This window comes from Rhizobium sp. JAB6 (assembly GCF_003024605.1).
In the GTDB taxonomy this organism is placed as follows: domain Bacteria; phylum Pseudomonadota; class Alphaproteobacteria; order Rhizobiales; family Rhizobiaceae; genus Rhizobium.
This window is the reverse complement of record NZ_PYJQ01000001.1, coordinates 330,164-355,328: the sequence shown is the minus strand read 5'-3', so window position 1 is coordinate 355,328 and position 25,165 is coordinate 330,164. Positions and strand designations below refer to the sequence as shown.

Genomic DNA, 25,165 nt, shown 5'->3' with positions numbered 1-25,165 from the left:
TCGCTAAAGATAACGCGTTTCCTCCGGCGCGCGATCGAAGCGGTCCTCGCGGCCATCGAAGTAGCCGACGGGAAGCAAGGCGAGTTCCTCGTCGGTGGCATCGTCCAGGCAGCTAATGCTGATCGCATAGAATTTTCCGCCGAGTGCCGGATTTTCACCCCAGTTGAAGGAACTGATGCCGCAATTTTTGCAGAAAAGATGATGCAGGATGCGCGGGCCGAACTGATATTCGCCGATGCTGTCCTCGCCCGAGGTCAGGCGGAAATCGGCGGGTGTCGCGACGGCCAGCCAGTTGCGCTTCTTCCTGCAGATCGAGCAGTTGCATTTGAAGGTGCCGCCCTGCAGATCGAGATCGGCTTCGTAAGCGACGGCGCCGCAATGGCAGCTTCCGTGATAGGTCTTCTTCATTACTCTCATCCTTCCCTTGAGATGGCTTCTGCGTAAGCGAGGTATTTGTCGAGCGCCTGCTCCCAGCCGCCAGTCTGCAATCTCAGCTCGGTATCATCAGGCAGTTCGACCTTGCGAAAGACGAGGCGCGTCTTCTCTTCAAGCTCATAAAATTCCACGGTCACCTGCATCGGGTGTTCGGGCCTCCCCTCCTGGTTTTCCCAGGCGAAGGTGAAGACGAGACGCTCGGGCGGGACGATCTCCAGATAGCGGCCGTGGCTCCAATATTCCCTGCCGTCCGGCGTGAGAATGCAGTGCCGCCAGGCGCCCCCTTCCCGCAGGTCGACGGAGACGGACGGCGCGGTCATGTTTTGCGGCCCCCACCAGCGCATGAGATGTTGCGGCTCGGTCCACAGGCGAAACAGCATGGCGCGCGGCGCGGCAATGTCGCGGGTCAGCACGATCTCGCGCGGCGGCCGCATGCCGCCGCCTTCAGTTTGTGGGGTCATTCTTTCCTCCCTTTTGCAAGAGTGCCGCATAGTCCTCTAAGCGGTCGAGATTGCCGTTCCAGAACTGGCGATAATTCTCCAGCCAGTCATCGACCTGCCGCAGCGGCTTCGGTTCCAGCCGGCAAGGCCGCCACTGCGCCTCCCTCCCCTTGGAGATCAGGCCGACTTTCTCCAGCACCTTCAAATGCTTGGAGACGGCGACCAGCGACATATCGAACGGTTCGGCCAGTTCGGAGACGGACGCCTCGCCGCTCGCCAGCCTTGCCAGGATCGCCCGGCGGGTCGGATCGGCTAGGGCCGAAAGAGTCATGCTCAATGTGTCCATTCGATAAACCATGTAGTTAATTAACTTATTGGTTTAATATATGACGCAATCGAGCGATGTCAAGAAGCGCCCACGGGCACATAATCTCAGGAAATGAGGTTGGATACTTCGATCAGATTCCGATCCGGATCGCGGAAATAGACCGAGAGAATGGGGTCGGTCGCGCCGGTTCGGCGAACGGGACCTTCCTCGATTGCAACATTTTGGCCCCGCAGATGAGCGACGATATCATCAAGCGGCGTCGTGCTGATGAAGCAAAGATCGGCCGAACCTGGCGTCGGGCGTTCGGCCTTGGGCTCGAACTCATGGCCGGCTTGATGCAGATTGATCTTCTGGTTGCCGAAGGCAAGAGCCTTGCGGCCCTCCCCGAAAGTTTCGACGCCCATACCGAGGACGCGAGTATAGAAATCGCAACTCCGCTCGATGCTCGCCACCGTGAGCACCAGATGATCGAGGTGATCGATGCGGATCATGGCAGCCTCCTACGTTAACGGCGCGCCAGCCTGGCAACGGCAAGGGCGCTGGCGAGACATAGTGCCAGCATGATGAGGATGAAGGCAACCACCGCATTCCAGCCATCGGCAAGCCAGAAATAGCCGCCAACCGAGCCGGCAATGCTGGAGCCGAGATAGTAGGCGAGCAGGTAGAGCGAGGAGGCGTGCCCCTTGAAGCCATGGGCAAGCCGTCCCACCAGTGCGCTGGCGACGGAGTGGGCCATGAAGAAACCGATCGTCACCAGGACGATGCCGAGAATGATCAGCGGCAACGAGCTGGAAAGCGTCACCGCCGCACCGAGCCCGGCGATCAGCACGCCCACCGGCAACACGATGAAATGGCCGATGCGATCGCCGAGGAGGCCTGCCGCCCAAGAGGCGACGATGCCGAAGAGATAGGCGGTGAAGATCAGCCCAAGCTCGGTCTGGTTGAGATCATAGGGATCGGCGACCAGACGGAAGCCGGCATAGTTATAGACCGTGACGAAGGAGCCCATGACGAGAAAGCCGATGGCAAAGAGCAGCGGCAGCGCCGCATTGCCGAAGTGTCCGCTCCAGGCCTTCACATGAAAGGCAACATCAAAACCCTTGCGCGGGGTGAAATTGCGCGACGGCGGCAGCAGGTAAAGGAAGCCGACGGCGGCGAAAAGGCCGAGAATACCGACCGTTGCCAGTGCCGGCCGCCAGCTCAGATATTCCGCGATCGTACCCGTGACCACGCGGCCCGCCATGCCGCCAAAGGCGTTGCCGGCGATATAGAGGCCCATGGCGCCGCCAAGCCCGCGCGGTTCGATTTCCTCAGCCAGATAGGTCATGGCGACAGCCGGCACGCCGCCCAGCAGAAAGCCTTCGAGCGCACGAGCGGCAAGCAGCATATGCCAGCTTGGCGATACCGCGCAGACCAACGTACAGATGGCCGCGCCGAGCAGCGATATGAACATCAGGCTGCGGCGGCCGAGGCTTTCGGAAACAGCAGCGGCACCAAAGATCGCGAAGGCCAGGAAGCCTGTCGAAAGCGAGAGCGATAACGAACTTGCAGCAGGCGTGACACCGAAATCCTGAGAGAAGATCGGCATCAGCGGCTGGACGCAATAAAGCAGCGAGAAGGTGGCGAAACCCGAAAGAAACAGCCCGATGGTCGCGCGGCGAAAGGCAGGCGTGCCGCGCGTCAGAAACTGGCGGGACTCGGTCGAAGCCTCGCTCCTGACGAGCGTCAATTCGGGGCGGGAGGAAACTTCGGACGCAGTGGTTTGCTGCTTGCTTACGGCGCGAAACATGGGGCACCTGACCTTTCTTGCCCTGGAATCTAGCCAGACCAGCTCCATTAGTCCAATATATGGAACAGGCGATCTCAATAGCTTTTGGAGATAGCGATGGAGCTGCGTCATATCCGCTATTTTCTGGCGCTGGCCGAAGCGGGAAACTTCACCCGTGCGGCCGCCAATCTCGGCATCGGCCAGCCGCCGCTCAGCCAGCAGATCCGGGATCTGGAAAACGAGGTGGGTGCGCAACTGTTCCACCGCGTGCCACATGGCGCGGAGTTGACCGCAGCCGGCGAGGCCTTTCTCGCGGAAGCAAAAACGGCGGTCGCTGCGGCTGAAAAGGCAAAGCTTGCCGCCCAGCGCGCCAATCGCGGCGAAATCGGCCGCCTGGCGCTCGGCTTCACCGCCTCCTCCGCCTTCAACACCATCGTCACGGCAACCATCCGCGAATTTCGTCGTCACTGGCCGGAAGTGCTGATATCGCTAACCGAGATGAACACCAATGCGCTGATGGAACGGCTGATGCGCGGCGAGATCGACGCAGCCTTCATTCGCCCGGGCCTGGAAGATCCGCGGGATGTGCGGCTGAAGCGTTTTGCCGACGAGCCAATGCTGATCGCGGTGCCCGCCCATCATCCATTGGCAAAGAAGGAGAGCGTGCCGATCGCAGCGCTCGCCGGCGAGCCCTTCATTCTCTTCCCGCGCATGGTGGGGCTCAGCCTCTACGACGACATCGTTGGTGCCTGCCGCGAGGCGGGTTTCGAGCTCGTGGTGACGCAGGAGGCGCCGCAGATCCCCTCCGTCGTCAATCTCGTCGCCGCAAACTTGGGCGTTTCCATCGTTCCAGCTTCGATCGCGCAGATCAAGCTAGACGGCGTTGCCTATCGGCAAATCGATGGGCCACCGGTCGTGGCGCGTCTCGGCCTCGCCAGCCTCAAGGCGCAGCGATCGCCTGTTATCGCCAACCTCATGAGCCTGATTGCGTAACTACTTGATCCGCTCCCAATAAGGCGGATCGCCGAACGCCTTCTTCAGGTGATCGGCCATCGCGCGAAGCTTTACCGAAGGATTGCGGCCTTCCGGATGTGCCATGAAGATGAACTCCGGCTCCGGGCGGTAGCCGACATCGATCTCGACAAGCCGGCCGTCCCTCACGGATGGCCCGGCGATGAAGGCCGGCAGCAGAGCGATACCAAGTCCGGCAATCGCGGCATCATGGAGCACGTCGCCGTTGTTGACGCCCAGTGCCAGCTTCGCCCGAATGACCATAGCCCCGTCTGGCCCCTCGAAACGCCAGTCTGCAACGCCGCGATTGGTATAAAAAATACCGCGATGGCCCTCGAGATCGGAAAGCGAAGCTGGCTTGCCGTGGCGGCTCAGATAGTCCGGCGACGCCACCAGAAGACGGCGGCTGCGCGCGAGCTTCCAAGCGACGAGACGCGAATCTGCAATCAGGCCGTGCCGAATGATCGCGTCATAACCGTCCGAGGCGGCATCGACCCTGCGGTCGTCGAGATCGAGCGTCAGTTCGATTTCCGGATGCTCGGCGAGAAACGGATAGAGGGCCGGCCCCAGATGCAGGCGCCCGAAGGTGACGGGTGCGGCGATGCGCAACGGCCCCATTAGCGTGCCGCGCCGCTCCGCAAGATCGGCGGCGGCCTCGCGAACCTCCTGCGCGATGCGGGTCGCGCGCTTCAGAAAGGCGCTGCCATCCTCCGTCAAGGTCAGCTTGCGGGTCGTGCGGTGAAGCAGGGTCGCCCCCAACGCCTTCTCCATTTCCGACAGGCGCTCGCTGACGACGGATTTCGACAGGCGCAGGCGTCGCGCCGCCTCGCTGATCGAGCCAGCCTCGGCTACGGCCACGAACGTCACGATTCCGTCGATTTTCAACATCGTTCGGCAATTCCGAATTCGAGTTCCATTATTTACAGACTAATCCGAACGATCGGAAAAGGCCATCTTGCATGTATCGAACAAACCGAAAGACACGTCCTCATACAGGAGATGGAACAATGAACCGCTTGAATGGAAAAGTTGCAATCATCACCGGCGCAAGCTCCGGCATCGGCCGCGTCACGGCCAAGCTCTTCGCCGCCGAGGGAGCCAAGGTCGTCGTCGGCGCTCGTCGGGCAGCAGAGCTGGAAAGCCTTGCCGCTGAGATCAAGTCAGCCGGTGGCGAAGCCGCCGTACTGGCCGGTGACGTGAGGTCGGAAGACTATCATAAGGCGTTGGTCGCCCTTGCGGTCGAGCGCTACGGCAAGCTCGATATTGCGTTCAACAATGCCGGCACGCTCGGCGAAGCCGGTTCCAGCACCGAGGTTTCGGAGGCGGGCTTTGCCGAAACGCTGGCGATCAATCTCACAGCATCGTTCCTGGCTGCCAAGCATCAGGTCGGCGAAATGATCAAGCACGGAGGCGGGTCCGTGATTTTCACGTCGACCTTTGTCGGCCATACCGTCAGCTTCCCCGGCGTTGCCGCCTATGCTGCCAGCAAGTCCGGCCTGATCGGCTTGACGCAAACGCTCGCCGCCGAATTCGGCCCGCAAAATGTACGCGTCAATGCCGTACTGCCGGGTGCCGTCGATACCGATATGTATCGCGACATGAACGATACGGCCGAAAAGCAGGCTTTTATCACTAATCTGCATGCGCTGAAGCGCGTCGCCGACCCGGAAGAGATCGCTCGCTCGGTCCTCTATCTCGCCTCCGATGATGCAAGCTTCGTCAGCGGCACGGCTTCGCTCGTCGACGGCGGCCTGTCGATCACGCGTACCTGACAGCCCATTATCCCGGCGCAAGCGTGAGACCATTGTGATCGTATGTCACAATGGGGGAAGGATGGCTCACAACCGTAATGAGAGAATGCCGCGATTGCCTATGACACGCCAAAGGCTTAGGCTTGTCGGCAAAAGAAAGGCGACGGGTTCAGCATGGTTCTCGCAGGAAAGCGCATCCTCCTCATCATCTCCGGCGGTATCGCGGCCTATAAGAGCCTCGATCTCATCCGCCGGCTGCGCGAGCGCGGCGCAAGCGTGCGACCGGTCATGACTGCTGGCGCACAGCAGTTCATCACGCCGCTCGCCGTCGGCGCGCTCGCCGCCGACCATGTGTTTACCGATCTGTTTTCGCGAGAGGATGAGCAGGATGTCGGCCATATCAGGCTGGCGCGCGACTGCGACCTCGTGCTGATCGCGCCGGCGACGGCCGATCTGCTCGCAAAGATGGCAAACGGGCTGGCGGACGATCTCGCCTCGACCGTACTGCTTGCCACGGACCGGCCAGTCCTCGCGGCTCCCGCCATGAACCCGAAGATGTGGGCCCATCGGGCGACCAGGCGCAACGTCGAGACCCTGCGCGGCGACGGCATCGCCTTTGTCGGGCCCATGACGGGTGAAATGGCCGAAACTGGCGAGGCGGGTGCCGGCCGGATGGCGGAACCGCTCGACATCGTCGCCGCCGTCGAGCGTCGATTGGATGACGGCGCCAAGCCGCTCGCCGGCAAGAAGGCGGTCGTCACCTCCGGCCCGACGCATGAGCCGATCGACCCCGTGCGCTATATCGCCAATCGCTCGTCGGGACGGCAGGGCCATGCGATCGCCGCAGCGCTTGCGGCGCTCGGCGTCGATGTCACCCTCGTTTCCGGTCCCGTCACCATACCTGATCCGGTCGGCTTGCATGTCATCCATGTTGAGCGTGCGGACGAAATGCGCGATGCCGTTCTGGCTGCTCTGCCGGCAGATATTGCCGTCATGGTGGCGGCGGTCGCCGATTGGAAGGTGGCCTCCGCATCCGATCAGAAGATCAAGAAGCATCCGGGCGAGTCGATCCCGACGCTCGCGCTCACGGAAAACCCCGACATATTGAAGACGGTCGGCCACCATACGCAGCGACCGAAACTCGTCATTGGCTTTGCCGCCGAAACCCAGGATGTGGAGAGCAATGCCCGCGCGAAGCTGGAGCGCAAGGGCGCCGACTTCATCGTTGCCAACGACGTTTCCCCCGCAACGGGTATCATGGGCGGCACAAGAAACCGGGTGAAGATCATCAGCCATGGTGGCGTCGAGCAATGGCCCGATCTCGATAAGGATGAAGTGGCGGCGCGGCTCGCAGCCCTGATCGCCGAACGATTCAAGCAGGGATAGCGGCTATCGGCCGGTGCTCGACGGTTGCTCGCTCTTCCGGCTGGAAGGGCATGACATGGACACCGGTATCGTCGATCATGACGGCGCTGCCATCGGGAATTTCGCGCCAGGCATCGATGTCGTCGTTCAACGGTTCCGATACGAGGCAGTATCCCGCTCCGACCGGGGAGGCATAGAGCGTCGGCGCCTTGCGGTCGGTGGCATAACGGATGGCGTAGAGCGATTTTCCGTCGGAAAACGCCGCCGTGAAGCGCACCAGAACCGAACCGGTCAGATGCAATGAAAGGCCTTCGACGAAGCCGATGGTCTGAGCGATCGCTGCAATCGGATTGGCCGCCAAACCGAACTGCATCGCCAGCAGGAAGAGCAGCTCGGAATCGGTCGTGCCGCTGCGGGCATGGAACAGCCGGTCGTCGAGCATGGCTTCCATCGGCCGGCGCAGGCGGTCAAAATTGGAAATCTGGCCATTATGCTGGAACGACCAGTTTTCGAAGACGAAGGGATGACAATTGTCGCGGCGCGTACCGCCGCCGGTGGCCGCGCGGACATGGGCGAGGAAGAGCGGCGAACGGATCTGCCGCGCCAGGCTCTTCAGATTGCAATCGGACCAGGCCGGCAGAATATCGCGGTAACGGCCGGGTTCCGGCCGGTCACCATACCAGGCAATGCCGAAACCATCGCCATTGGTCGCCGTCTTGGCGCGCGTGGCGCAATGGGATTGTTCGATCAGGGAGTGGGCAGGCGAAGACACCAGCTCCTCCAGGTAGAGGGGGTCTCCACGATAGGCTGCCCAGCGACACATGCGTCTTCTACTCCGATTCCCGCTGTCTTCCTGTCCCGCGGGAGAATGGCAAATCCAGAGCGTGATGCCGAAAAGTGTAGGCGGTTTTCGGACGACATCACGCTCCACTTCTTCGATTCTAGAGCGGATTCAGATTTTAGGTCTAGCCGACCTAAAATCATCCGGCTCAAGGATGATTGTTTATGCGGAATGGGTAATAAAGTCTTAATTTTCCGTCGTCCGCGGCGCAAGATGACAGATATTTGATGCTTCGTCCGCTCACATTTTGCATCGCAACATGTTCATCGTGAAAGGCGCCGCGACAACCGTCTGGCCAAGGACATCGCGAGGCAAGACATTTCAGTGCGACAATAAGTGTGAAGCTTTCCAAGACCGCGCCTCTTGCAGCGGCTCGAATTTGAGCTACGTTTATCTTGTCTGAAACGTAACGAAAGGAAGGTGATCCAATGTCTAGTGAGATTTCGGTCTTTGTATATGGCATGGAAATGGTTGTGAGCGTTGCGAGGCAGCCCTCGCTCTGATCAACACCTTCCCGAAGCGTTCGCCGCTTCAGGCCAGTTACGGGCCAAAGCTCATGGGGGGTCGCTTAAGGCGGCCCCTTTTGATTTTCATCCGTTATTTTTTGCCTTGCCAAATGGGAAGAGCGCCTTAGCTAACCCATTATGTCTTCTCAGGAACAGCCCGGACCGGGTGACGCCAAGCCGAGGCCGCTGAACGAGCCGGCCCTTACCGCACTCTCATTGTATCCGCAGGACTGGGCGCTGTTCCTCGATATCGATGGAACCCTGCTCGATCTCGCTGAAAGGCCGGAAGCGATCGTCGTGCCCGACTATCTGCCCGGAACGCTGCATGCGCTCTCCCGCCAGCTTGGCGGTGCGCTCGCTCTGGTGACCGGCCGCGCCATCGAATTCGTCGATCCTCTCTTTGCGCCATTTCGTTTTCCCGTTGCCGGCCTGCATGGCGCGGAACGGCGTGATGCGGCCGGACGGCTGCGGCGGGCGCATATTCCGCCCGCCTTCCAGGCGATGAAGCAGACCATTGCATATGAGGCCCAAGCCTGGCCGGGCGCCATCGTCGAAGACAAGGGGGCTGCGGTCGCGGTTCATTTCCGGCATGCACCCGCCTACGAGATGGAGATCGGCCAGGCCATGCAGCGCCATCTGGAGGAAGCGGGTCCCGACTGGAACCTTCAGCGGGGCAAGATGGTCCTCGAAATCTGCCCCGCTCACGCCAGCAAGGGACATGCCGTCGAGGCTTTTCTGGCAGAAGCCCCCTTCGAAGGGCGGCGTCCGGTAACGATCGGCGACGACGTGACCGACGAGACCATGTTTGCCGCCGCCAATCGTCTCGGCGGCCAATCCGTGCGCATCGGCGATGCCAACGGAAAAACACTGGCGCGTGCATCCATTGGCTCACCTGCGCGTTTAAGGGACGTGCTGGGAACGCTCGTCAAGTAATTTTCGATCATGACGATGTCTCCCAGCCTTCTCGAAAGGAAGAATTCGTGAGTCGACTCATCATTGTTTCTAATCGTGTTTCCGTGCCCGACCATAAAGGCGCCGCTGCGGCAGGCGGCCTTGCGGTGGCGCTGCAGGCGGCGCTGGCCGAGCGGGGCGGCATCTGGATGGGCTGGTCCGGCAAATCGAGCGGCGACATGGAGCCTGAGCCGCTGCAGATGACGCAGGACGGCAATATCACCTATGCGCTCACCGATCTGACGCAGACCGACGTCGAGGAATATTACCAGGGCTTTGCCAACCGCGTGCTCTGGCCGATCTGCCACTATAGGCTCGATCTCGCCGAATATGCCCGCAAGGAAATGACCGGCTATTTCCGCGTCAACCGCTTCTTTGCCCAACGACTTGCGCCCCTGATCGAGCCTGACGACATCATCTGGGTCCACGACTATCATCTCATTCCGCTGGCGGCGGAGCTGCGGCAGATGGGCTTGAAGAACCGCATCGGCTTCTTCCTGCACATTCCCTGGCCGCCGGCAGACGTCGTGCTCGCCATGCCGGTGCATGAGGAGATCATGCGGGGCCTCTCCTCTTACGATCTGCTTGGCTTCCAGACCGATCACGATCTGGAAAATTTTGCGGGCTGCCTGAAGCGCGAGGGGATGGGCATCGAGAAAAGTCCCGGCCATTTCAGCGCCCATGGCCATGATTTTCGCGGTGGCGCCTATTCCATTGGCATCGAGACGGCAGGCTTTGCCGAATTCGCGCGCAAGGCAGCGTCCCACAGCATGGTGCACAAGGTGCGCCAGAGCATTGAGGGCCGCGACCTCATCCTCGGCGTCGACCGGCTCGACTATTCCAAGGGCATCACGCAGCGCATCGACGCCTTCGAGCGTTTCGTCACCAATAATCCCGCCCACCAGCGCAGCGTCACCTATCTGCAGATTACTCCGAAGTCGCGCTCTGAAGTCCCGGAATACGAGGCGATGCAACATGCGGTTGCCGAACAGGCCGGCCGGGTCAACGGCGCGATCGGCACGGTTGACTGGGTGCCGATCCGCTATATCAACCGCTCGATCAGCCGGCCGATCCTCGCGGGTCTCTACCGGATTGCAAAAGTCGGGCTGGTGACGCCGCTGCGCGACGGCATGAACCTGGTCGCCAAGGAATATGTGGCGGCGCAAGACCCCGAAAACCCCGGCGTGCTGGTGCTCTCGCGCTTTGCCGGGGCAGCGCGAAAGCTGAAGGGTGCCCTGCTGGTCAACCCCTATGATGTCGACGGCACCGCCAATGCGCTGGCGCGCGCCATCAACATGCCGCTGCAGGAGCGGCAGGAGCGCTGGCGCGGCATGATGGATTACCTGCTTGAAAACGACGTATCGCGCTGGTGCGAGACCTTTCTTGCCGATCTTACGGCGGAATAGAGCATGATTATCATACGGCAGCGGCTTCGGTGAGCAGCCATTGCGCCAGCCGCTCCGCCTCCGGGTTGGGATCGGGCGGCGGCAGCAGCCAATAGCCGCGCTCGGGCGCCTCCAGCATGGGACCCGCCGTCACCAGTGTCCGGGCAGCAAGCAGGGAATCGACAAGCCCCATCCAGCCGATGGCAACGCCCTGTTCGCTGAGGGCGGCCTGCACGACCAGCGAATAGGTATTGAAGCGCAGGTCACCGCGGCCGGCATAGGCGTCCCGGACAATGCCGAAGGCAGAAAGGTAACTCTCCCACTCGAACCATGGCGACGGCATTTCCGAGTCGAGATGGACAAGCGTAGCGCCGGCGAGCTGCGAGGGATCGGTGAACGGACCGTTCCGCTCCGCAAAACCTCTGGTGCAGATCGGCACGACCTTCTCCGGCAGGAGCAGCGTGGCCGCGGGACCGAACTCGCTGCGCGCTCCGAAGAAGACGGCAATATCGCCGCTCTCCGGCGCGCCACGATCCAGCCGCTGCGTGGCGACGATCTGGATATCCACCTCCGGGTGGAGAAGCCGGAAGGCATGCATACGAGGGATCAGCCAGAGAGCGGAAAATGCATAATCCGTGCGCAGGCGAACGGAGGGCCGCTCCGCTTCCACGCGGAAGCTGCGCACCAGATGGTCGACGCCGCCGACCGCCTTTTCGACGATCTCGAACAGACGCTGCCCCTCCGGCGAGAGCACGACCCCGCGATGCTGGCGACGAAACAGGGCAACGCCCATCTGCTCCTCGATACGACGAATCTGATAGCTCACGGCGGGTTGCGTCAGGCCAAGCCCGGAGGCGGCAGCAGACAGGCTGCCGGAACGTCCGACTTCCAGAAAGATTCTAAGCCAGCCGAGATCCACCAAACGTTCTGCCATAAAATTTCCTTTTGGAAGCTATCGAAAAATGCCTGCTTCACAGCGTGAACTCTAGTGATGTTCAATAAAATAATCCAATAACAAGAGGGAACCACCATCATGCGCTCGTCTTCAATGGGTCGGCTGACTGCCGGCGTTCTTCTTTCCGTCCTTTCCCTTGCCGGCATCGCCCGGGCCGATGGCGAAAGCTGCAAGACCATCCATCTTTCGGATCCGGGCTGGACCGACATCACTTCGACCAACGGCGTGACCGGCGTACTGCTGACCGCACTCGGCTACGAGCCGGATATCAAGACGCTTTCCGTGCCGATCGGCTACCAGGCGATGAAGACGGGCGAGATCGATGTCTTCCTCGGCAACTGGATGCCGGCGCAGAAGGCTTTCGTCGACGATCTCAACAAGGCGAAGGCAGCCGAGGTGCTGAACCGCAATCTTGAGGGCGCGAAGTTCACTCTCGCCGTCCCGACCTATGCCGCCGACAAGGGCATCAAGGACTTTGCCGACCTGCAGAAGCATGCCGACGATTTCGGCCGCAAGATCTACGGCATCGAGCCGGGCGCGCCGGCCAATGCCAATATCCAGAAGATGATCGACGCCAACGACTTCGGTCTCAAGGGCTGGGAGCTGGTGGAATCGAGCGAGCAGGCGATGCTGTCGCAGGTGGAACGCGCCGCCAAGGACAAGCAGGCGATCGTCTTCCTCGCCTGGGCGCCGCATCCGATGAACGAGCGCTTCAAGATTGCCTATCTCTCCGGCGGCGACGCCTCTTTCGGCGCGAATTACGGCGGCGCCGAAGTCTATACGCTGGCGCGCACCGGTTGGTCAGCGCAATGCCCGAATGCCGCCAAGCTCTTCCATAATCTCACTTTCGACATCGGCATGGAGAATTCGCTGATGGGTTCGATCCTTGGCGGCGAGAGCGCCAAGGACGCGGCGACGGCATGGCTGAAGGCGCATCCGGACGCCTTGACGCCATGGCTTGCCGGCGTCACCACTATCGACGGCAAGCCCGGCCTCGATGCCGTCAAAGCCGCCATCGGCCTTTAATTTCCGAGAAAGACGCTCAAATGTCCCGCCCGAATATCCTTATCCTCATGGTCGATCAGTTTAACGGGACATTCTTTCCCGACGGACCGGCCGAGTTCCTGCATGCGCCTGTCCTCAAGGCCCTGGCGAAGCGCTCCGTGCGCTTTGCCAACAGCTATACGGCAAGCCCGCTCTGCGCTCCGGCGCGGGCCTCCTTCATGTCCGGGCAACTGCCGAGCCGCACGCGCGTCTACGACAATGCCGCCGAATTCTGCTCGGACATACCGACCTTCGCCCATCACCTGCGCGCCGCCGGTTATCAGACGGCGCTCTCGGGCAAGATGCATTTCGTCGGCCCGGATCAGATGCACGGTTTCGAGGAGCGGCTGACGACCGACATCTACCCTGCCGATTTCGGCTGGACGCCTGACTACACCAAGCCCGGTGAGCGCATCGACTGGTGGTATCACAATCTCGGTTCGGTGACAGGGGCCGGCATTGCCGAGATCACCAACCAGATGGAATATGACGACGAGGTCGCCTATCACGCGACCCGCAAGCTCTATGATCTCTCGCGCCGGCATGACGAGCGCCCTTGGTGCCTGACCGTCAGCTTCACGCATCCGCACGACCCTTACGTCGCGCGCCGCCGCTTCTGGGATCTCTATGAGGATTGCCCGGCGCTTGACCCGGAAGTCGGCGAAATTCCCTTCGAGCAGCAGGACCCGCATTCGCAGCGGCTGATGAAGGCCTGCGATCACACCGCCTTCGACATCACGCCGGAACAGATCCGCCGTGCGCGGCGCGGCTATTTCGCCAATATCTCCTATGTCGACGAGAAGATCGGCGAGATATTGGAAACGCTCGAGCGCGGCCGCATGGCCGATGACACCATCATCCTCTTCGTCTCGGACCATGGCGACATGCTCGGCGAGCGCGGCCTCTGGTTCAAGATGAACTTCTTCGAAGGTTCGGCCCGCGTGCCGCTGATGATATCGGCGCCCGGCTGGCAGCCGCAACGGATCGATCAGCCGGTGTCGACGCTCGACGTGACGCCGACGCTCGCCGCCCTGGCCGGGATCGACATCGCATCGCTGCGCCGCTGGACGGATGGCGAGGACCTGACACCGCTTGCTCTCAACACGGGAAGCCGCAGCCCGGTGCCGATGGAATATGCCGCGGAAGGTTCCGAAGCGCCGCTCGTGGCCTTACGCGACGGCCGCTACAAGCTGACCCTTTGCGAGAAGGACCCACCGATGCTTTTCGACATCGAGGCGGACCCGAAGGAACTCACCAATCTGGCCGGCGACCCGGCCTATGCAGAAACGCTGAAGCGCTTGACGGGGCAGGCCATGGAACGGTGGAACCTTGAAAACTTCGACGCTGCCGTGCGCGAGAGCCAGGCACGACGGTGGGTGGTCTACACGGCGCTTCGCAACGGCGCCTATTATCCCTGGGACTATCAGCCACTGCAGAAAGCTTCGGAGCGCTACATGCGCAATCACATGGACCTGAATGTGCTGGAGGAGAACCAGCGTTATCCGCGCGGCGAATAGGGCAACAGATTTCGGCAGTTGGTCGCCGGCATGATCTTATTCAAAAAGCGCTACGCACTTTTTGAATCCTGCCCTACGCCTTCTGGCAGTAATGCGCCGTCTCGCCATCGCCGGTCTGGAAATCTCCGGGCTGCGGCGGCGCGATCGGTTTGAACAGCGTGCGATCCGGCTTCAGGTCCAGCAAGGGCGTGCCATCAAGACAATCGAGCCCGCGCACAAGCAGCACCGGACCCTCGACCGCCTCCAGCTTGACGATGGATGTGCCGATGGGATTGGGCCGAACCGGCGAGCGCAGGGAGAAGGTGCCGTGCACCTCGCCGCTGTTAGCCGGGCTCTGCAGCACCAGGTCCCGGCGGGAACGATCCAGCCAATAGAGAACCTCCAGCCGCTCGAAGGCTTCCACACCCTGCAGCGCCGCCACCCAAGACTCGAAGATCTCGATCCGGCAGATGGGGCCGTCATGACGGCCCTGGCGCGGGGTTTCCATGCGCGAGGTCCAGGGTGTGGAAATGCGGCCGATGAAGGTGAGACCCGCATCCGAGGCTACGGGCCGCTCGACGGCCACTTCGTTTTCGCGAATTTCGTTTTCCCGGACCATAAGTGCCTTCCTTATCAGGGCGGTTATTTCATGCCCTTCAGCAATGCGGCCAATTGATCGTCGGTCAGATCGACCTGATAGAACAGCTTGTAGAACTCCTTCACATCGCCGGAAAAATCGCTGCGGAAGAGCTTCGGATAAATGAGCTTCTCCATCCAGCGCACGCCGAGCAGCCGATTGACGCCGGGCGGGGAATCGAACCAGCCGAAGGGCAGCGAGGGCGGCACGAAGATCTTGCCGTCCTTGACGGCCTTGATCCCGGCCCATTGCGGATCGCTCTTCACCGAAGCCGCGAAAGCAGGATTTTCGGCAATGATGATATCCGGGTTCCAGCCGACGACCTGCTGGACGGTCACCTTGGCAAGGCCGCCCTTGCCGGCAGCGGCGGCGACATTCATCGTACCGACGGCATCGAGGATTTCGAGATTGATCGAGCCCGAAAGCCCGGTTTCGAGGCCATCGGCACCGCGGCCATAATAGACGCGCGGTCGCGGATCGCTCGGCAATGCCGCGAGCTTGTCATTCAGGTTCTTGATCGCCGAATCGGCATAGTCCGCCAGCTTGTTGGCGCGGTCCTCGACGCCGATCAGCGCCCCGACATCGCGAAGCGTATCGGCTGTGCGGGCGAAGCTGCCATCGACAAGAATATAGGGAATATGCGTTTCAGACTGCACCTTGTCGGCCAGCGCCTTGTAAGTGGGGTCGACCGTGCCGGCATCGAGGATGATATCGGGCGTGGCGTCCACGATGGCCTGAGAACTGATGGTGCCATCCTTGCCAGTCAAACGCCCGACGGTGGGAAGCGACCGCACCGAAGGCATCAGATAGGCCTTGGCGGCATCATCGGGCGCATGCACCCAGCCCACCAGCTTTTCCGGCGCCAGCACATAGATCAGCACGGCGGCGGGCGGCCCAGCCACCAGGATATGGTTGATCTTGTCCGGCACCGAGACCGTGCGTCCGGCCGCATCGGTGATGATTCGCGCTTCTGCCGCAACCGGCATCACGCCGACGAGGGCCAGAGCAAGAACCGCAAGGAATTTCATCATGAAAACTGCCCGTCCTGATCGAAGAGATCCTCCGGACCGGCACTATGGCATAGCGCTATATCGGATGGAACATCGCGGAGACACTATTCCAAAATGAAACGCATCCGGACCGATCACGCCGCCTTCGCGGCATGATATTCCTTGATCGCGGCCATCTTGATAGCCGGATAACGCTCTGCTTCATACCGTAGCGAGAAGCCGTCCTGAGCCAGGAAGACCGGATCGCCGTCGAGATCGCGGGCGATATCGCCGCGCCGTGCCGTGACGAATTTTTCGAGATCGGCGGGCTGGTCGGCCGAGATCCAGCGGCAGACGGAAAAACGCGACATTTCGAAGGACACCGGCAAGCCGTATTCGGCCATCAGCCGCTCCTTCAGCACGTCGAGCTGCAGGGCGCCGACGACGCCGACGATGGCGGGCGAGCCATCTTCCGGCGAGAAGAGCTGCACGACGCCCTCTTCGGCCATCTGCTGCAAGGCTTCCTTGAGCTTCTTCGCCTTCATCGCATCTTCAAGGCGGACACGGCGCAGAATTTCCGGCGAGAAGTTCGGCACGCCCTGGAAGACGAGGGCTTCGCCTTCCGTCAGCGTATCGCCGATGCGCAGCGTTCCGTGGTTCGGGATACCGACGACATCGCCGGCATAGGCGGTATCGGCCAGCTGGCGCTGCGAGGCGAAGAAGAATTGCGGCGCGGTCAAACCGAGCTGCTTGCCGGTGCGCGACAGCCGCGCCTTCATGCCGCGCTCCAGCTTACCGGAGCAGATGCGGGCAAAGGCGATGCGGTCGCGGTGGTTCGGGTCCATGTTGGCCTGGATCTTGAAGACGAAGGCCGTCATCTTGTCATCCGTGGCGTGCACCGTCCTGACATCGGCGACCTGGTCACGCGGCGGCGGAGCGAATTCGCCAAGCGCATTGATGAGATCGCGAACGCCGAAATTGCGCAGCGCCGAGCCGAAGAAGACCGGCGTCATATGGCCTTCGAGGAAGGATTCGCGGTCGAAAGGACGGCAAGCCTCGATCGCGAGTTCCGTCTCGTCGATGAAGGCCTGGCGCTCATTTTCCGGCAATCGGTCAGCGACTGCCTGCGGGCCGTTCACCTTGGTCGCCTCGACCTCGGTATCGGAACCGCGAACCGTGTTGTCGGCCAGATGATAGGAGCCGCAGAAAGTCTTCGACCGGCCGATCGGCCAGGTGACCGGAGCCGTATCCAGCGCCAGCTTCTCTTCGACTTCATCGAGAATCTCGAAGGGATCGCGGCTTTCGCGGTCCATCTTGTTGATGAAGGTGATGATCGGTATGTCGCGCATGCGGCAGACTTCGAACAGCTTCAGCGTCCGCGGCTCGATACCCTTGGCGGCGTCGATGACCATGACGGCGGCATCCACAGCCGTCAGCGTGCGATAGGTGTCGTCGGCAAAGTCTTCGTGACCGGGCGTGTCGAGAATGTTGAAGACGTTGCCTTCATATTCGAAAGTCATGACCGAGGTCACGACCGAGATGCCGCGCTCGCGCTCGATCTTCATCCAGTCGGAACGCGTCTGCATGCGATCCTTCTTCGCCTTGACCTCGCCGGCGAGCTGAATGGCGCCGCCGAACAGCAGCAGCTTTTCGGTGAGCGTCGTCTTGCCCGCGTCCGGGTGAGCGATAATAGCAAATGTGCGGCGGCGGGAGACCGCCTCGGCGAGACTTTCGGCCATGCGTGTGAATCCTGTGAATTGGCGCCGTATCTAGCGGTTCGAAGGCCTAAATGCAATTGACCTCCGCCGTTCGCGCGCAAACTAATGCGGTATGACCATTCACGCCGATATCGCCCCGCCCCTGAAGCTCGTCCGCCTGCCGCATGGCGAGGGCCTTGAGCTGCCCGCTTATGAGACCAAGGGTGCCGCCGGCATGGACCTGCGCGCAGCGGTCGACGACGGCGCGACACTGACGCTCGCGCCCGGCAAGCGAGCGCTCGTTCCGACCGGCTTCATCTTCGAGGTCCCGGACGGCTTCGAGGCGCAGATCCGGCCGCGTTCCGGCCTCGCCTTCAAGAACGGCATCACCTGCCTGAACTCGCCGGGCACTGTCGACAGCGACTATCGCGGCGAAGTGAAGGTGCTGCTGATCAATCTCGGCGAGGAGTCCTTCGAGATCACGCGCGGCATGCGCATCGCGCAGATGGTGATCGCGCCGGTGACGCAAGTGCGTGTCGCCGAGATTTCCGAGATCAGCGAAACCACACGCGGCGCCGGCGGCTTCGGCTCCACCGGCGTGTGATGTCCGAACTGGGACGAGACCACGGGCTGACGCTCCGGCAGGATTATTTCGGCGATCCCGCCGCGTGGAACGCGCTTGTCGATCTGCTGCAGGATACGTTCTCGATCGATGTCAGCCTTCTGGACCAGTTTGGCGGCCCCGATCCCACAAGCATGCCCTTCGGCTATTTCGATAGTGAGGGGGGCTGCGTCGCCAATTTCAGCGCCTTCTCCATGCCGATGATCATCAATGGCAGGACCGTCAAAGCTGCAGGCTACCAATCCGGCGCGGTGCGGCCGGAATGGCGTGGGCGTGGCCTCTATCGCGATCTCATGCAGCGCGCCTTTGACCGAACCGCCGCCGAAGGCTGCGAGCTCGATCTGCTGCTCACCGACAAGCCGGCCCTCTATGAGCGGTACGGCTTTCGCATCCTCCCCCAGCATATCTTCGTTGCGATGGCGCCGAAGCTTCGGAAAACCGAGTTGACAGCCCGGCAGCTTTCCGTGGTAACGCCCGATGATCTGCGCGTGATCAAGACCCTCCTGCAAAACCGCGAGCCGGTCTCCGCCCGCTTTGCCGTTGTCGGTCAGATGGAGATGTTTCTGCTGAACGCCAGCTTCAATTCCGCGATCCGCCTGACGGCGCTTGCGGATGACACGGTCATTGCATGGACGTTCGACGGCGCGACTTTCTGGCTTCTCGACATTGTCGGAACTGCCATCCCCTCGCTGGCGACCATCGTCTCAGCACTTGATATCGAACCCGAGCGCATCGAGATCTGCTTTCCACCGGACCGCCTGGATTGCGAGGCATCGCCGGAACCTTACGACGGCTACACGATGCTGATGGTACGCGGCAAAGCGGCAGAGGATATTGCCGGGCCGCTCATGCTTTCGCCGATGGCGGAATTTTAGCGCGATAGGGGCGGCAGCCGGCGCTTGACCGGCGTCGCCTTGATCATCGACGTATTCGTCTCGGCGCGCTCGACGATCTTGTCCAGAATGCCGTCAAGTTCGCCCATCGAGCGCACCACCAGTCTCCCGATAAAGCAATCGTCGCCGGTGACCTTATCGCATTCGATGAACTCTGGCGTTTCCTGAATGATCCGTTCGACGACATGCAGCTGGCCGGGCAGAGGCCTGATGCGGACGATCGCCTGCAAGGGGTAGCCGATCGCCTCCGGCGCGATATCAACGGTGAAAGCAGAAATAATGCCCCGCTCTTCCAGCCGGCGCAGGCGTTCCGCCGCGCTCGGCGATGACAGGCCGGCTGCCTCCGCGAGCTCTTTCAGGGATATCCGGGCATTGCGCGCCAGCGCGTCCAGCATCCGCTGATCGACCTCATCAAGTCCAAGGACTGCATTAGGAACACCCATCATTCAACCTCATTTATTTAGGTATCTTGGCAAATTTTCCTTACTATATCTATATCAGCTGCGCCGATGCCGCAATATGATTGCGGTAAATAGACGGGAGCCAAGGCAATGAACGAGATAAAACGCGGTACGGTGGAAATGACGGCGGCGATGCTGATTTCAGGCACGATCGGCTGGTTCGTGCTGATGTCCGGGCAGGCCGTGACAGGGGTCGTCTTCTGGCGCTGCTTCTTCGGCGCGCTGACGCTGCTTGTCATCTGCGGCGCCATGGGCCTGCTGCGCCCCGGCATCCTTAATCTCAAGACATTCTCCATCGCCGTCGGTGGCGGAATCGCCATCGTGCTCAACTGGCTGCTGCTTTTCGCCGCCTATTCCCACGCCTCCATTTCCATCGCCACGACCGTCTACAACACGCAGCCCTTCATGCTGCTGGGTCTCGGCGCATTGTTCCTCGGCGAACGGATCACCTTCACCAAGCTCTTCTGGCTGGGGCTCGCCTTTGCCGGCATGGCTGTCATCGTCGAAGGCAAGCCGACCGAAGCCGCCGGCTCGGGGAGCTATGCGATCGGCATCCTGCTGTCACTGGGTGCGGCCTTCTTCTATGCGCTGGCGGCGATTGCCGCCAAATGGCTGAAAGGTACGCCGCCGCACCTGATCGCGCTGATCCAGGTATCGACTGGTATCCTGATGCTGGCGCCTTTTACCAATTTCTCTGCCGCACCCCAAGATATCGGCGGCTGGTCGATCCTCGTCACCATGGGCCTCGTCCATACCGGGCTGATGTATGTGCTGCTTTATGGCGCCATTCAGAAACTGCCGACGCATCTGACTGGCGCGCTATCCTTCATCTATCCGATCGCCGCCATCATCGTCGATCGCTTCGCCTTCGGCCATGTGCTGGGCGCAGCACAAATCGTCGGCGCGATCATCATTCTAGGCGCTGCGGCCGGCATGAATCTTGGCTGGACGATCGCCCTGCCCTGGCATAGAAGCGGTCATCTTTCCAAAAAGACGGCCGAATGATCACCTGCTATCTTCGCTACGTCATCGATCCTTACAAGCTTGCCCAGTTCGAGCATTACGCCAAGCTCTGGATTCCGCTGGTCAACCGGCTGGGCGGCACGCATCACGGCTATTTCATGCCGCACGAAGGCGCCCAGCAACATCGCCTTGGCGCTCTTCAGCTTCCCGAGCCTTGTTGCCTGTGAGGAATATCGGTTGAAAATACCCGAGGATGCGGAATGCCAGGCCGCCCTTGCCTATGGCGAGGAAACGCGCTGCATCATCAGCTACGAGCGTAGCTTCATGCGGCCGGTGTTCTGATATTATCCAGCCGGATGCTGGCGGCGAGCGGCAGCGAAACGCTCCGCATCAACGTTGCGCCTCGAAAGCCATGCGCACGGCAAGCCCGGCGAGCACCGTGCCCATCAGCCAGCGCTGCACCAGCGCGAAGGACGGGCGACGGGTCAGGAACACCGCGATCCAGCCGGCACTTAGCGCGAAGATGGCGTTGAATGTGACGCTGATGACGATCTGCGCAAAGCCGAGAACAATCGATTGCGTGAAGACGCTGCCGGCGGCGGGATCGATGAACTGCGGCAGCAGCGACAGATAAAGGATCGCGACTTTCGGGTTCAGCAGACTGGTGACCAGCCCCATGGTGAAGAGCCGGCGTGTACTATCCTTCGGCAGTTCGCGCACATGAAAGGCCGAGCGACCGCCGGGCTTCAGCGCATTCCAGGCGAGCCATCCAAGATAAGCCGCGCCCGCCAGCCGCAGCGCATCATAGGCGAAGGGAACGGCAAAGACGAAGGCGGTGATGCCGAGGGCGGCCGAGAACATGTAAAAGAGGAAGCCGCAGGCGACACCGCCAAGCGAGATCAGGCCCGCCGCTGGCCCCTGTGAGATCGAGCGCGACACCAGATAGATCATGTTCGGCCCGGGAGTCAGCACCATGCCGAGAGCGATCAGGGCAAAGGTGATCATGCTGGTCAGATGCGGCATGGAGGCTCCGGCGGAGAAAGGGCTTCAGAAGGAGATTCCGGTGGATCCCACAAGCTTGATTTCATGCGACCCGGCATCGAAGCCGTCAAGCAGCATATTGTGATGGGTGACAATGTCTTCGAAGCTCAGCCTGCCCATATCCGCCGTGGTGTGCCCGTCGGAAATCAGCGAGACGTCGAAGCCGAGCGATACGGCACGCCGCACGGTCGTATCGACGCAGAACTGCGTCATGCAGCCGCCGACGATGAGATGGGTGACGCCACGGCCCCTGAGCCGCGCCTCTAGATCCGTCTCGAAGAAGGAATCGCAGCTCGTCTTGTGCACGACGACATCGCCGGCTTCCGGCGCGATCTCCCGGCGCAGCTGCCAGCCTTCGCTGCGCTTGGCCAAACGATGGGTCGGGCCGCCGTCATGCTGGACGATGAAGGCCGGAATACCGGCTGCGCGGGCGCTGTGTTTCAACGCTGCGAGCTTGGCGATAACAGTCTCCAGCGCGGCATCGATAGCCGGCTGGCGATCCGGCGTGCCGAGGCCCGCCAGGATGGAGTTCTGAAGATCGATCAGGAGCAATGCGGAAGACATGATATCCTTGGGCAAAGCGGTTGCGACGCGCCGTTAACCCCTTGGTAATATGTTCGCAGCATTGGCGCAATCGCTTGAAAACGCAAAGGTGGTGAGATAGAGCGAATACCATCTCAGGAGGAGAATTCCATGACGCTTACGGCCCTGTTTGCCTACTGCGGCGCTCTCTTCATCGCCGCCGCGATCCCGGGTCCCGGCATCACGGCGATCGTGGCACGGGCACTCGGGTCCGGCTTTCGCGAGACCTTCTTCATGGGCCTCGGCCTCGTGCTCGGCGACACGATCTATCTGACAGCGGTCATTCTCGGCCTCGCCTTCGTGGCGCAAGCCTTCATCGAAGTCTTCATCGTCATCAAGATCGCCGGCGCGCTTTATCTCGGCTATATCGCCTGGAAGCTCTGGACCGCCGGCCTCCTTGCCGCCGATATTGCCGCGAAGAAATCGAACAGTGCCGGCATGTCCTTCCTCTCGGGCCTGCTTGTCACGCTCGGCAACCCCAAGACGATGCTCTTCTATGTCGCGCTGGTGCCGACGCTGATCGATATCGGCAGCATCGGGCTGCGCGAATATGCGACGCTGGTTGCGGCGACTTTCATCATTCTTCTGATCGTTCTCGTGCCCTATATGCTGCTGGCGTCGCGGGCGCGCAGCTTTCTCAAGAAGCCGAAGGCCCTGCAGATCCTGAACCGGGTGGCCGCCAGCATCCTCGCCGCCACCGCCGCCTTCATCGCTGTGCGCGCGGCCTGAAAAAAGCTTCCGCAAAGAAGCTCGTTGAGAGATTCTTTTCTCACGCACTTCACCCGGAGAACGAGTGCGCACTCTGGTTTCCGCGCGCGTTTGATCCTATTGTCGTTGCATACATCCAATGTAGGGAGAGCTACCCATGTCCGACACCCGCAAACCCGGCCGCGGCCGCGTCTATGCCTCGATTACCGAGACCATCGGCGATACGCCGCTCGTCCGCTTCGACAAGCTGGCGAAGGAGAAGGGCGTCAAGGCCAACCTCTTGGCCAAGCTCGAATTTTTCAACCCTATCGCTTCCGTCAAGGACCGCATCGGTGTTGCCATGATCGAGAGCCTGGAAGCCCAGGGCAAGATCGCTCCCGGCCGGTCCGTGCTGATCGAGCCGACCTCGGGCAATACGGGTATTGCGCTTGCCTTTGCGGCTGCCGCCAAGGGCTATCGGCTGATCCTGACCATGCCGGAGACCATGTCGATCGAGCGGCGCAAGATGCTGGCGCTGCTCGGCGCCGAGCTGGTGCTGACCGAGGGATCGAAGGGCATGAAGGGCGCCATCGCCAAGGCCGAAGAGCTGGCCGCGTCGCTGCCGGATGCAATCATTCCACAGCAGTTCGAAAATCCTGCCAACCCGGAAATTCATCGCAAGACGACGGCCGAGGAAATCTGGAACGATACGGAAGGCAAGGTCGATATCTTCGTTTCCGGCATCGGCACCGGCGGCACGATCACCGGCGTCGGTCAGGTGCTGAAGGCCCGCAAGCCAGACATCAAGGTCATCGCCGTCGAGCCGACGGATTCGCCCGTTCTTTCCGGGGGCAATCCCGGCCCGCACAAGATCCAGGGCATCGGCGCGGGCTTCGCGCCAAAAGTTCTCGATACCCATGTCTATGACGAGGTGGTGACCGTCAGCAATGACGAGGCATTCCAGCAGGCGCGGCTCGTCGCCAAGCTCGAAGGGGTGCCGGTCGGCATTTCCTCCGGCGCGGCACTCACGGCGGCCATCAAGATCGGCCAGCGCCCCGAAAACGAAGGCAAGACCATCGTGGTCATCATCCCGTCCTTTGCCGAGCGCTATCTATCGACGGCGCTGTTCGAAGGGCTAGGCGGCTGAACCAACGGCAGCAACTGATTGGGAAAGGGGTGCTGTGGCGCCCAGCCACTCACTCAAATGTGGAGTCGATTTGTGGCGGTTCCACATCACCGCAACGTCTTCGTCGGTGCAATTTCGCGTTCGAAAGCTGGTAGTCGAGCGCCTTATGGCTCTTGAAAAACCCAAGTTGTTAGGTTATTTTCGAGCATGGTCACCGTTCTCCGTGAAGCAGGAATGCGATTTGTCATTTATACGGATGACCACGAACCGGCGCACACCCATGTCTATGGAGATGGGGAAGCCCGCATAAGTATCCTTGATCTCACCGTGATATCAAACCGGGGAATGAAGAAGCGGGATTTAAGCGTAGCCCTTGCCATTGTTCAGGCGAACAAGCGCCTGTTCATCGAAAAATGGGAGAGCATCCATGGGTGAAGTTGTCTTTGAAGATCGGCACTACCGAGAAGCCACCGTGAAGGGGGAGGCGGAACGCGCCCGCGCGCCCATCCCGGCATCAGCCCGTTTCGATGAGGCATCCGGCCGCATCGTCGTGGATTTTACCAATGGCGCTGCGTTCATGGTGCCTGCCCGATCGATACAGGGCCTGGAGAATGCAACCGTTGCGCAGTTGGCGGAGGTCGAGCTTCTCGGCGGCACCGGCCTGCATTGGGAAAGCTTGGATGTAGATTTTACCATCTCCGGGTTGATGAATGGCATATTCGGCACTGCGAAGTTCATGGATGCGCAGCGCCGAGGCGGCCAGTCCCGTTCAACGGCCAAGGTAGAGGCAAGCCGCGCTAACGGTGCGAAGGGCGGACGCCCCCGGAAGAACGGCTAGGCGTTTGCAGATAGCTGATGCAAGCCCCGCCGTCACGAGCGCTCGATGACGTTGTCACTCCAGTCGCCCAACTGTTAGCTGCCAGGATAAGACTCGGGCGTAGATGAAATACCCGCCTGCGGCCAACCCGGTCATCTACTGTGGGCAAGGACACGCCCGCATTTGCGCGCAGTTGTCATCGCACCTCACGGACAAAGGAAGGCCCATCCCCAATTCTTCGCGCCTGGTGACTATTCGAAGTGCAAGTCCGCCAGGGCCAGCCGAAGCCGCTTTGGGTTTTCCGCAAAAATCTCCGGCATCAGCAATACCCCCGACCACGGGTGTTGTAACGGACATTGCTACCGATCATTCAA

At 61.2% G+C, this 25,165-nt stretch carries 28 protein-coding genes and 1 pseudogene; 15 read left to right on the top strand and 14 right to left on the bottom strand.

Annotated features, from left to right (window positions below; all coding sequences use genetic code 11):
• Positions 1-3: 3 nt before the first annotated feature.
• The 5 genes from C7U61_RS01785 to C7U61_RS01765 all read right to left on the bottom strand — a co-directional run bounded on the left by C7U61_RS01785 (position 4) and on the right by C7U61_RS01765 (position 2,992).
• Positions 4-408, bottom strand: coding sequence for a GFA family protein (locus C7U61_RS01785; protein WP_106996425.1), 405 nt, complete (start codon positions 406-408; stop codon positions 4-6).
• 5 nt (positions 409-413) lie between these two features.
• A complete protein-coding gene (locus tag C7U61_RS01780) occupies positions 414-896 on the bottom strand; it encodes an SRPBCC domain-containing protein (RefSeq protein ID WP_106996424.1) in 483 nt (160 codons plus the stop codon).
• Positions 880-1,221: a metalloregulator ArsR/SmtB family transcription factor gene (locus C7U61_RS01775; protein ID WP_106996423.1), complete on the bottom strand. Its 342-nt coding sequence runs from the start codon at positions 1,219-1,221 to the stop codon at positions 880-882. The genes C7U61_RS01780 and C7U61_RS01775 overlap by 17 nt, the downstream gene beginning before the upstream one ends.
• 86 nt (positions 1,222-1,307) lie before the next feature.
• On the bottom strand, positions 1,308-1,694 hold the full coding sequence (locus tag C7U61_RS01770) for a VOC family protein (RefSeq protein ID WP_106996422.1): 387 nt from the start codon (positions 1,692-1,694) through the stop codon (positions 1,308-1,310).
• Positions 1,695-1,708: 14 nt separating this feature from the next.
• Positions 1,709-2,992: an MFS transporter gene (locus C7U61_RS01765; RefSeq protein ID WP_106996421.1), complete on the bottom strand. Its 1,284-nt coding sequence runs from the start codon at positions 2,990-2,992 to the stop codon at positions 1,709-1,711.
• A 96-nt stretch (positions 2,993-3,088) separates the two neighbouring features.
• Between C7U61_RS01765 and C7U61_RS01760 the strand changes: the two genes are divergently transcribed.
• The gene (locus C7U61_RS01760) at positions 3,089-3,964 is read left to right on the top strand and encodes a LysR family transcriptional regulator (RefSeq protein WP_106996420.1); all 876 of its coding nucleotides are present in this window, start codon (positions 3,089-3,091) and stop codon (positions 3,962-3,964) included.
• Here C7U61_RS01760 and C7U61_RS01755 read toward each other — a convergent pair whose 3' ends face one another.
• A complete protein-coding gene (locus C7U61_RS01755) occupies positions 3,965-4,870 on the bottom strand; it encodes a LysR family transcriptional regulator (protein WP_106996419.1) in 906 nt (301 codons plus the stop codon). It lies immediately after the preceding gene.
• A 119-nt stretch (positions 4,871-4,989) separates the two neighbouring features.
• On the opposite strand from C7U61_RS01755, the gene C7U61_RS01750 reads away from it, so the two are divergent.
• Both C7U61_RS01750 and coaBC read left to right on the top strand, forming a co-directional pair.
• Complete coding sequence (locus tag C7U61_RS01750) at positions 4,990-5,754, top strand: SDR family oxidoreductase (RefSeq protein WP_106996418.1); 765 nt, start codon at positions 4,990-4,992, stop codon at positions 5,752-5,754.
• Positions 5,755-5,907: 153 nt separating this feature from the next.
• Positions 5,908-7,119, top strand: a complete 1,212-nt coding sequence (gene coaBC / locus C7U61_RS01745; RefSeq protein ID WP_106996417.1) for a bifunctional phosphopantothenoylcysteine decarboxylase/phosphopantothenate--cysteine ligase CoaBC — start codon at positions 5,908-5,910, stop codon at positions 7,117-7,119.
• Here the strand turns inward: coaBC and C7U61_RS01740 are convergent.
• On the bottom strand, positions 7,106-7,921 hold the full coding sequence (locus C7U61_RS01740; RefSeq protein WP_106996416.1) for a class II glutamine amidotransferase: 816 nt from the start codon (positions 7,919-7,921) through the stop codon (positions 7,106-7,108). The genes coaBC and C7U61_RS01740 overlap by 14 nt on opposite strands.
• 662 nt (positions 7,922-8,583) lie before the next feature.
• On the opposite strand from C7U61_RS01740, the gene otsB reads away from it, so the two are divergent.
• Together otsB and otsA are read left to right on the top strand one after the other, a co-directional pair.
• Positions 8,584-9,378, top strand: coding sequence for a trehalose-phosphatase (otsB, locus tag C7U61_RS01730; protein ID WP_106996414.1), 795 nt, complete (start codon positions 8,584-8,586; stop codon positions 9,376-9,378).
• Positions 9,379-9,425: 47 nt separating this feature from the next.
• A complete protein-coding gene (gene otsA / locus C7U61_RS01725; RefSeq protein ID WP_106996413.1) occupies positions 9,426-10,802 on the top strand; it encodes an alpha,alpha-trehalose-phosphate synthase (UDP-forming) in 1,377 nt (458 codons plus the stop codon).
• A gap of 10 nt (positions 10,803-10,812) precedes the next feature.
• Here the strand turns inward: otsA and C7U61_RS01720 are convergent, their stop codons facing one another.
• Positions 10,813-11,715, bottom strand: a complete 903-nt coding sequence (locus C7U61_RS01720) for a LysR family transcriptional regulator (protein WP_106996412.1) — start codon at positions 11,713-11,715, stop codon at positions 10,813-10,815.
• Positions 11,716-11,811: 96 nt separating this feature from the next.
• Here C7U61_RS01720 and C7U61_RS01715 point away from each other — a divergent pair, with 96 nt between their 5' ends.
• Together C7U61_RS01715 and betC are read left to right on the top strand one after the other, a co-directional pair.
• Positions 11,812-12,762: a choline ABC transporter substrate-binding protein gene (locus tag C7U61_RS01715; protein WP_181315782.1), complete on the top strand. Its 951-nt coding sequence runs from the start codon at positions 11,812-11,814 to the stop codon at positions 12,760-12,762.
• Between the two features lie 20 nt (positions 12,763-12,782).
• Positions 12,783-14,297, top strand: coding sequence for a choline-sulfatase (betC, locus tag C7U61_RS01710; RefSeq protein WP_106996410.1), 1,515 nt, complete (start codon positions 12,783-12,785; stop codon positions 14,295-14,297).
• Positions 14,298-14,370: 73 nt separating this feature from the next.
• Here the strand turns inward: betC and tsaA are convergent, their stop codons facing one another.
• The 3 genes from tsaA to C7U61_RS01695 all read right to left on the bottom strand — a co-directional run bounded on the left by tsaA (position 14,371) and on the right by C7U61_RS01695 (position 17,641).
• The gene (tsaA, locus tag C7U61_RS01705; protein WP_106996409.1) at positions 14,371-14,895 is read right to left on the bottom strand and encodes a tRNA (N6-threonylcarbamoyladenosine(37)-N6)-methyltransferase TrmO; all 525 of its coding nucleotides are present in this window, start codon (positions 14,893-14,895) and stop codon (positions 14,371-14,373) included.
• 23 nt (positions 14,896-14,918) lie between these two features.
• Positions 14,919-15,944 (bottom strand): ABC transporter substrate-binding protein, encoded by a 1,026-nt coding sequence (locus tag C7U61_RS01700; RefSeq protein WP_106996408.1) that lies wholly within the window; start codon positions 15,942-15,944, stop codon positions 14,919-14,921.
• 113 nt (positions 15,945-16,057) lie between these two features.
• On the bottom strand, positions 16,058-17,641 hold the full coding sequence (locus C7U61_RS01695; protein ID WP_106996407.1) for a peptide chain release factor 3: 1,584 nt from the start codon (positions 17,639-17,641) through the stop codon (positions 16,058-16,060).
• A 91-nt stretch (positions 17,642-17,732) separates the two neighbouring features.
• Here C7U61_RS01695 and dut point away from each other — a divergent pair, with 91 nt between their 5' ends.
• Together dut and C7U61_RS01685 are read left to right on the top strand one after the other, a co-directional pair.
• Entirely contained in the window at positions 17,733-18,203 is a 471-nt protein-coding gene (gene dut, locus C7U61_RS01690; RefSeq protein ID WP_106996406.1) for a dUTP diphosphatase, read from the top strand.
• The gene (locus C7U61_RS01685) at positions 18,203-19,096 is read left to right on the top strand and encodes a GNAT family N-acetyltransferase (RefSeq protein ID WP_106996405.1); all 894 of its coding nucleotides are present in this window, start codon (positions 18,203-18,205) and stop codon (positions 19,094-19,096) included. The genes dut and C7U61_RS01685 overlap by 1 nt, the downstream gene beginning before the upstream one ends.
• Here the strand turns inward: C7U61_RS01685 and C7U61_RS01680 are convergent.
• Positions 19,093-19,557 (bottom strand): Lrp/AsnC family transcriptional regulator, encoded by a 465-nt coding sequence (locus C7U61_RS01680; protein WP_106996900.1) that lies wholly within the window; start codon positions 19,555-19,557, stop codon positions 19,093-19,095. The genes C7U61_RS01685 and C7U61_RS01680 overlap by 4 nt on opposite strands.
• Before the next feature lie 108 nt (positions 19,558-19,665).
• Here C7U61_RS01680 and C7U61_RS01675 point away from each other — a divergent pair, with 108 nt between their 5' ends.
• Together C7U61_RS01675 and C7U61_RS01670 are read left to right on the top strand one after the other, a co-directional pair.
• Positions 19,666-20,580, top strand: a complete 915-nt coding sequence (locus C7U61_RS01675) for a DMT family transporter (RefSeq protein WP_106996404.1) — start codon at positions 19,666-19,668, stop codon at positions 20,578-20,580.
• A pseudogene (locus tag C7U61_RS01670) lies at positions 20,577-20,880 on the top strand (NIPSNAP family protein). The gene C7U61_RS01675 and the pseudogene C7U61_RS01670 overlap by 4 nt, the downstream one beginning before the upstream one ends.
• Before the next feature lie 48 nt (positions 20,881-20,928).
• On the opposite strand, the gene C7U61_RS01665 reads toward C7U61_RS01670, so the two are convergent.
• Together C7U61_RS01665 and C7U61_RS01660 are read right to left on the bottom strand one after the other, a co-directional pair.
• Positions 20,929-21,561 carry a LysE family translocator gene (locus C7U61_RS01665; protein WP_106996403.1) on the bottom strand — a complete coding sequence of 211 codons (633 nt, stop codon included), beginning with the start codon at positions 21,559-21,561 and terminating at the stop codon, positions 20,929-20,931.
• 24 nt (positions 21,562-21,585) lie between these two features.
• Positions 21,586-22,143 (bottom strand): cysteine hydrolase family protein, encoded by a 558-nt coding sequence (locus tag C7U61_RS01660; RefSeq protein ID WP_106996402.1) that lies wholly within the window; start codon positions 22,141-22,143, stop codon positions 21,586-21,588.
• 129 nt (positions 22,144-22,272) lie between these two features.
• On the opposite strand from C7U61_RS01660, the gene C7U61_RS01655 reads away from it, so the two are divergent.
• The 4 genes from C7U61_RS01655 to C7U61_RS01640 all read left to right on the top strand — a co-directional run bounded on the left by C7U61_RS01655 (position 22,273) and on the right by C7U61_RS01640 (position 24,812).
• On the top strand, positions 22,273-22,890 hold the full coding sequence (locus tag C7U61_RS01655) for a LysE family translocator (protein ID WP_106996401.1): 618 nt from the start codon (positions 22,273-22,275) through the stop codon (positions 22,888-22,890).
• A gap of 136 nt (positions 22,891-23,026) precedes the next feature.
• Entirely contained in the window at positions 23,027-23,995 is a 969-nt protein-coding gene (cysK, locus tag C7U61_RS01650) for a cysteine synthase A (protein ID WP_106996400.1), read from the top strand.
• Between the two features lie 186 nt (positions 23,996-24,181).
• Positions 24,182-24,409 (top strand): DUF4160 domain-containing protein, encoded by a 228-nt coding sequence (locus C7U61_RS01645; RefSeq protein WP_106996399.1) that lies wholly within the window; start codon positions 24,182-24,184, stop codon positions 24,407-24,409.
• The gene (locus tag C7U61_RS01640; RefSeq protein WP_106996398.1) at positions 24,402-24,812 is read left to right on the top strand and encodes a DUF2442 domain-containing protein; all 411 of its coding nucleotides are present in this window, start codon (positions 24,402-24,404) and stop codon (positions 24,810-24,812) included. Before C7U61_RS01645 ends, C7U61_RS01640 begins: the two co-directional genes overlap by 8 nt.
• Positions 24,813-25,165 lie beyond the last annotated feature (353 nt).

Excerpts from the sequence above, each read along its gene's own strand:
- C7U61_RS01785 (WP_106996425.1), bottom strand. The coding sequence starts at position 408 with ATGAAGAAGACCTATCACGGAAGCTGCCATTGCGGCGCCGTCGCTTAC.
- C7U61_RS01780 (WP_106996424.1), bottom strand. The coding sequence starts at position 896 with ATGACCCCACAAACTGAAGGCGGCGGCATGCGGCCGCCGCGCGAGATC.
- C7U61_RS01775 (WP_106996423.1), bottom strand. The coding sequence starts at position 1,221 with ATGGACACATTGAGCATGACTCTTTCGGCCCTAGCCGATCCGACCCGC.
- C7U61_RS01770 (WP_106996422.1), bottom strand. The coding sequence starts at position 1,694 with ATGATCCGCATCGATCACCTCGATCATCTGGTGCTCACGGTGGCGAGC.
- C7U61_RS01765 (WP_106996421.1), bottom strand. The coding sequence starts at position 2,992 with ATGTTTCGCGCCGTAAGCAAGCAGCAAACCACTGCGTCCGAAGTTTCC.
- C7U61_RS01760 (WP_106996420.1), top strand. The coding sequence starts at position 3,089 with ATGGAGCTGCGTCATATCCGCTATTTTCTGGCGCTGGCCGAAGCGGGA.
- C7U61_RS01755 (WP_106996419.1), bottom strand. The coding sequence starts at position 4,870 with ATGTTGAAAATCGACGGAATCGTGACGTTCGTGGCCGTAGCCGAGGCT.
- C7U61_RS01750 (WP_106996418.1), top strand. The coding sequence starts at position 4,990 with ATGAACCGCTTGAATGGAAAAGTTGCAATCATCACCGGCGCAAGCTCC.
- coaBC (WP_106996417.1), top strand. The coding sequence starts at position 5,908 with ATGGTTCTCGCAGGAAAGCGCATCCTCCTCATCATCTCCGGCGGTATC.
- C7U61_RS01740 (WP_106996416.1), bottom strand. The coding sequence starts at position 7,921 with ATGTGTCGCTGGGCAGCCTATCGTGGAGACCCCCTCTACCTGGAGGAG.
- otsB (WP_106996414.1), top strand. The coding sequence starts at position 8,584 with ATGTCTTCTCAGGAACAGCCCGGACCGGGTGACGCCAAGCCGAGGCCG.
- C7U61_RS01720 (WP_106996412.1), bottom strand. The coding sequence starts at position 11,715 with ATGGCAGAACGTTTGGTGGATCTCGGCTGGCTTAGAATCTTTCTGGAA.
- betC (WP_106996410.1), top strand. The coding sequence starts at position 12,783 with ATGTCCCGCCCGAATATCCTTATCCTCATGGTCGATCAGTTTAACGGG.
- tsaA (WP_106996409.1), bottom strand. The coding sequence starts at position 14,895 with ATGGTCCGGGAAAACGAAATTCGCGAAAACGAAGTGGCCGTCGAGCGG.
- C7U61_RS01700 (WP_106996408.1), bottom strand. The coding sequence starts at position 15,944 with ATGATGAAATTCCTTGCGGTTCTTGCTCTGGCCCTCGTCGGCGTGATG.
- C7U61_RS01695 (WP_106996407.1), bottom strand. The coding sequence starts at position 17,641 with ATGGCCGAAAGTCTCGCCGAGGCGGTCTCCCGCCGCCGCACATTTGCT.
- dut (WP_106996406.1), top strand. The coding sequence starts at position 17,733 with ATGACCATTCACGCCGATATCGCCCCGCCCCTGAAGCTCGTCCGCCTG.
- C7U61_RS01685 (WP_106996405.1), top strand. The coding sequence starts at position 18,203 with ATGTCCGAACTGGGACGAGACCACGGGCTGACGCTCCGGCAGGATTAT.
- C7U61_RS01680 (WP_106996900.1), bottom strand. The coding sequence starts at position 19,557 with ATGGGTGTTCCTAATGCAGTCCTTGGACTTGATGAGGTCGATCAGCGG.
- C7U61_RS01675 (WP_106996404.1), top strand. The coding sequence starts at position 19,666 with ATGAACGAGATAAAACGCGGTACGGTGGAAATGACGGCGGCGATGCTG.
- C7U61_RS01665 (WP_106996403.1), bottom strand. The coding sequence starts at position 21,561 with ATGCCGCATCTGACCAGCATGATCACCTTTGCCCTGATCGCTCTCGGC.
- C7U61_RS01660 (WP_106996402.1), bottom strand. The coding sequence starts at position 22,143 with ATGTCTTCCGCATTGCTCCTGATCGATCTTCAGAACTCCATCCTGGCG.
- C7U61_RS01655 (WP_106996401.1), top strand. The coding sequence starts at position 22,273 with ATGACGCTTACGGCCCTGTTTGCCTACTGCGGCGCTCTCTTCATCGCC.
- cysK (WP_106996400.1), top strand. The coding sequence starts at position 23,027 with ATGTCCGACACCCGCAAACCCGGCCGCGGCCGCGTCTATGCCTCGATT.
- C7U61_RS01645 (WP_106996399.1), top strand. The coding sequence starts at position 24,182 with ATGGTCACCGTTCTCCGTGAAGCAGGAATGCGATTTGTCATTTATACG.
- C7U61_RS01640 (WP_106996398.1), top strand. The coding sequence starts at position 24,402 with ATGGGTGAAGTTGTCTTTGAAGATCGGCACTACCGAGAAGCCACCGTG.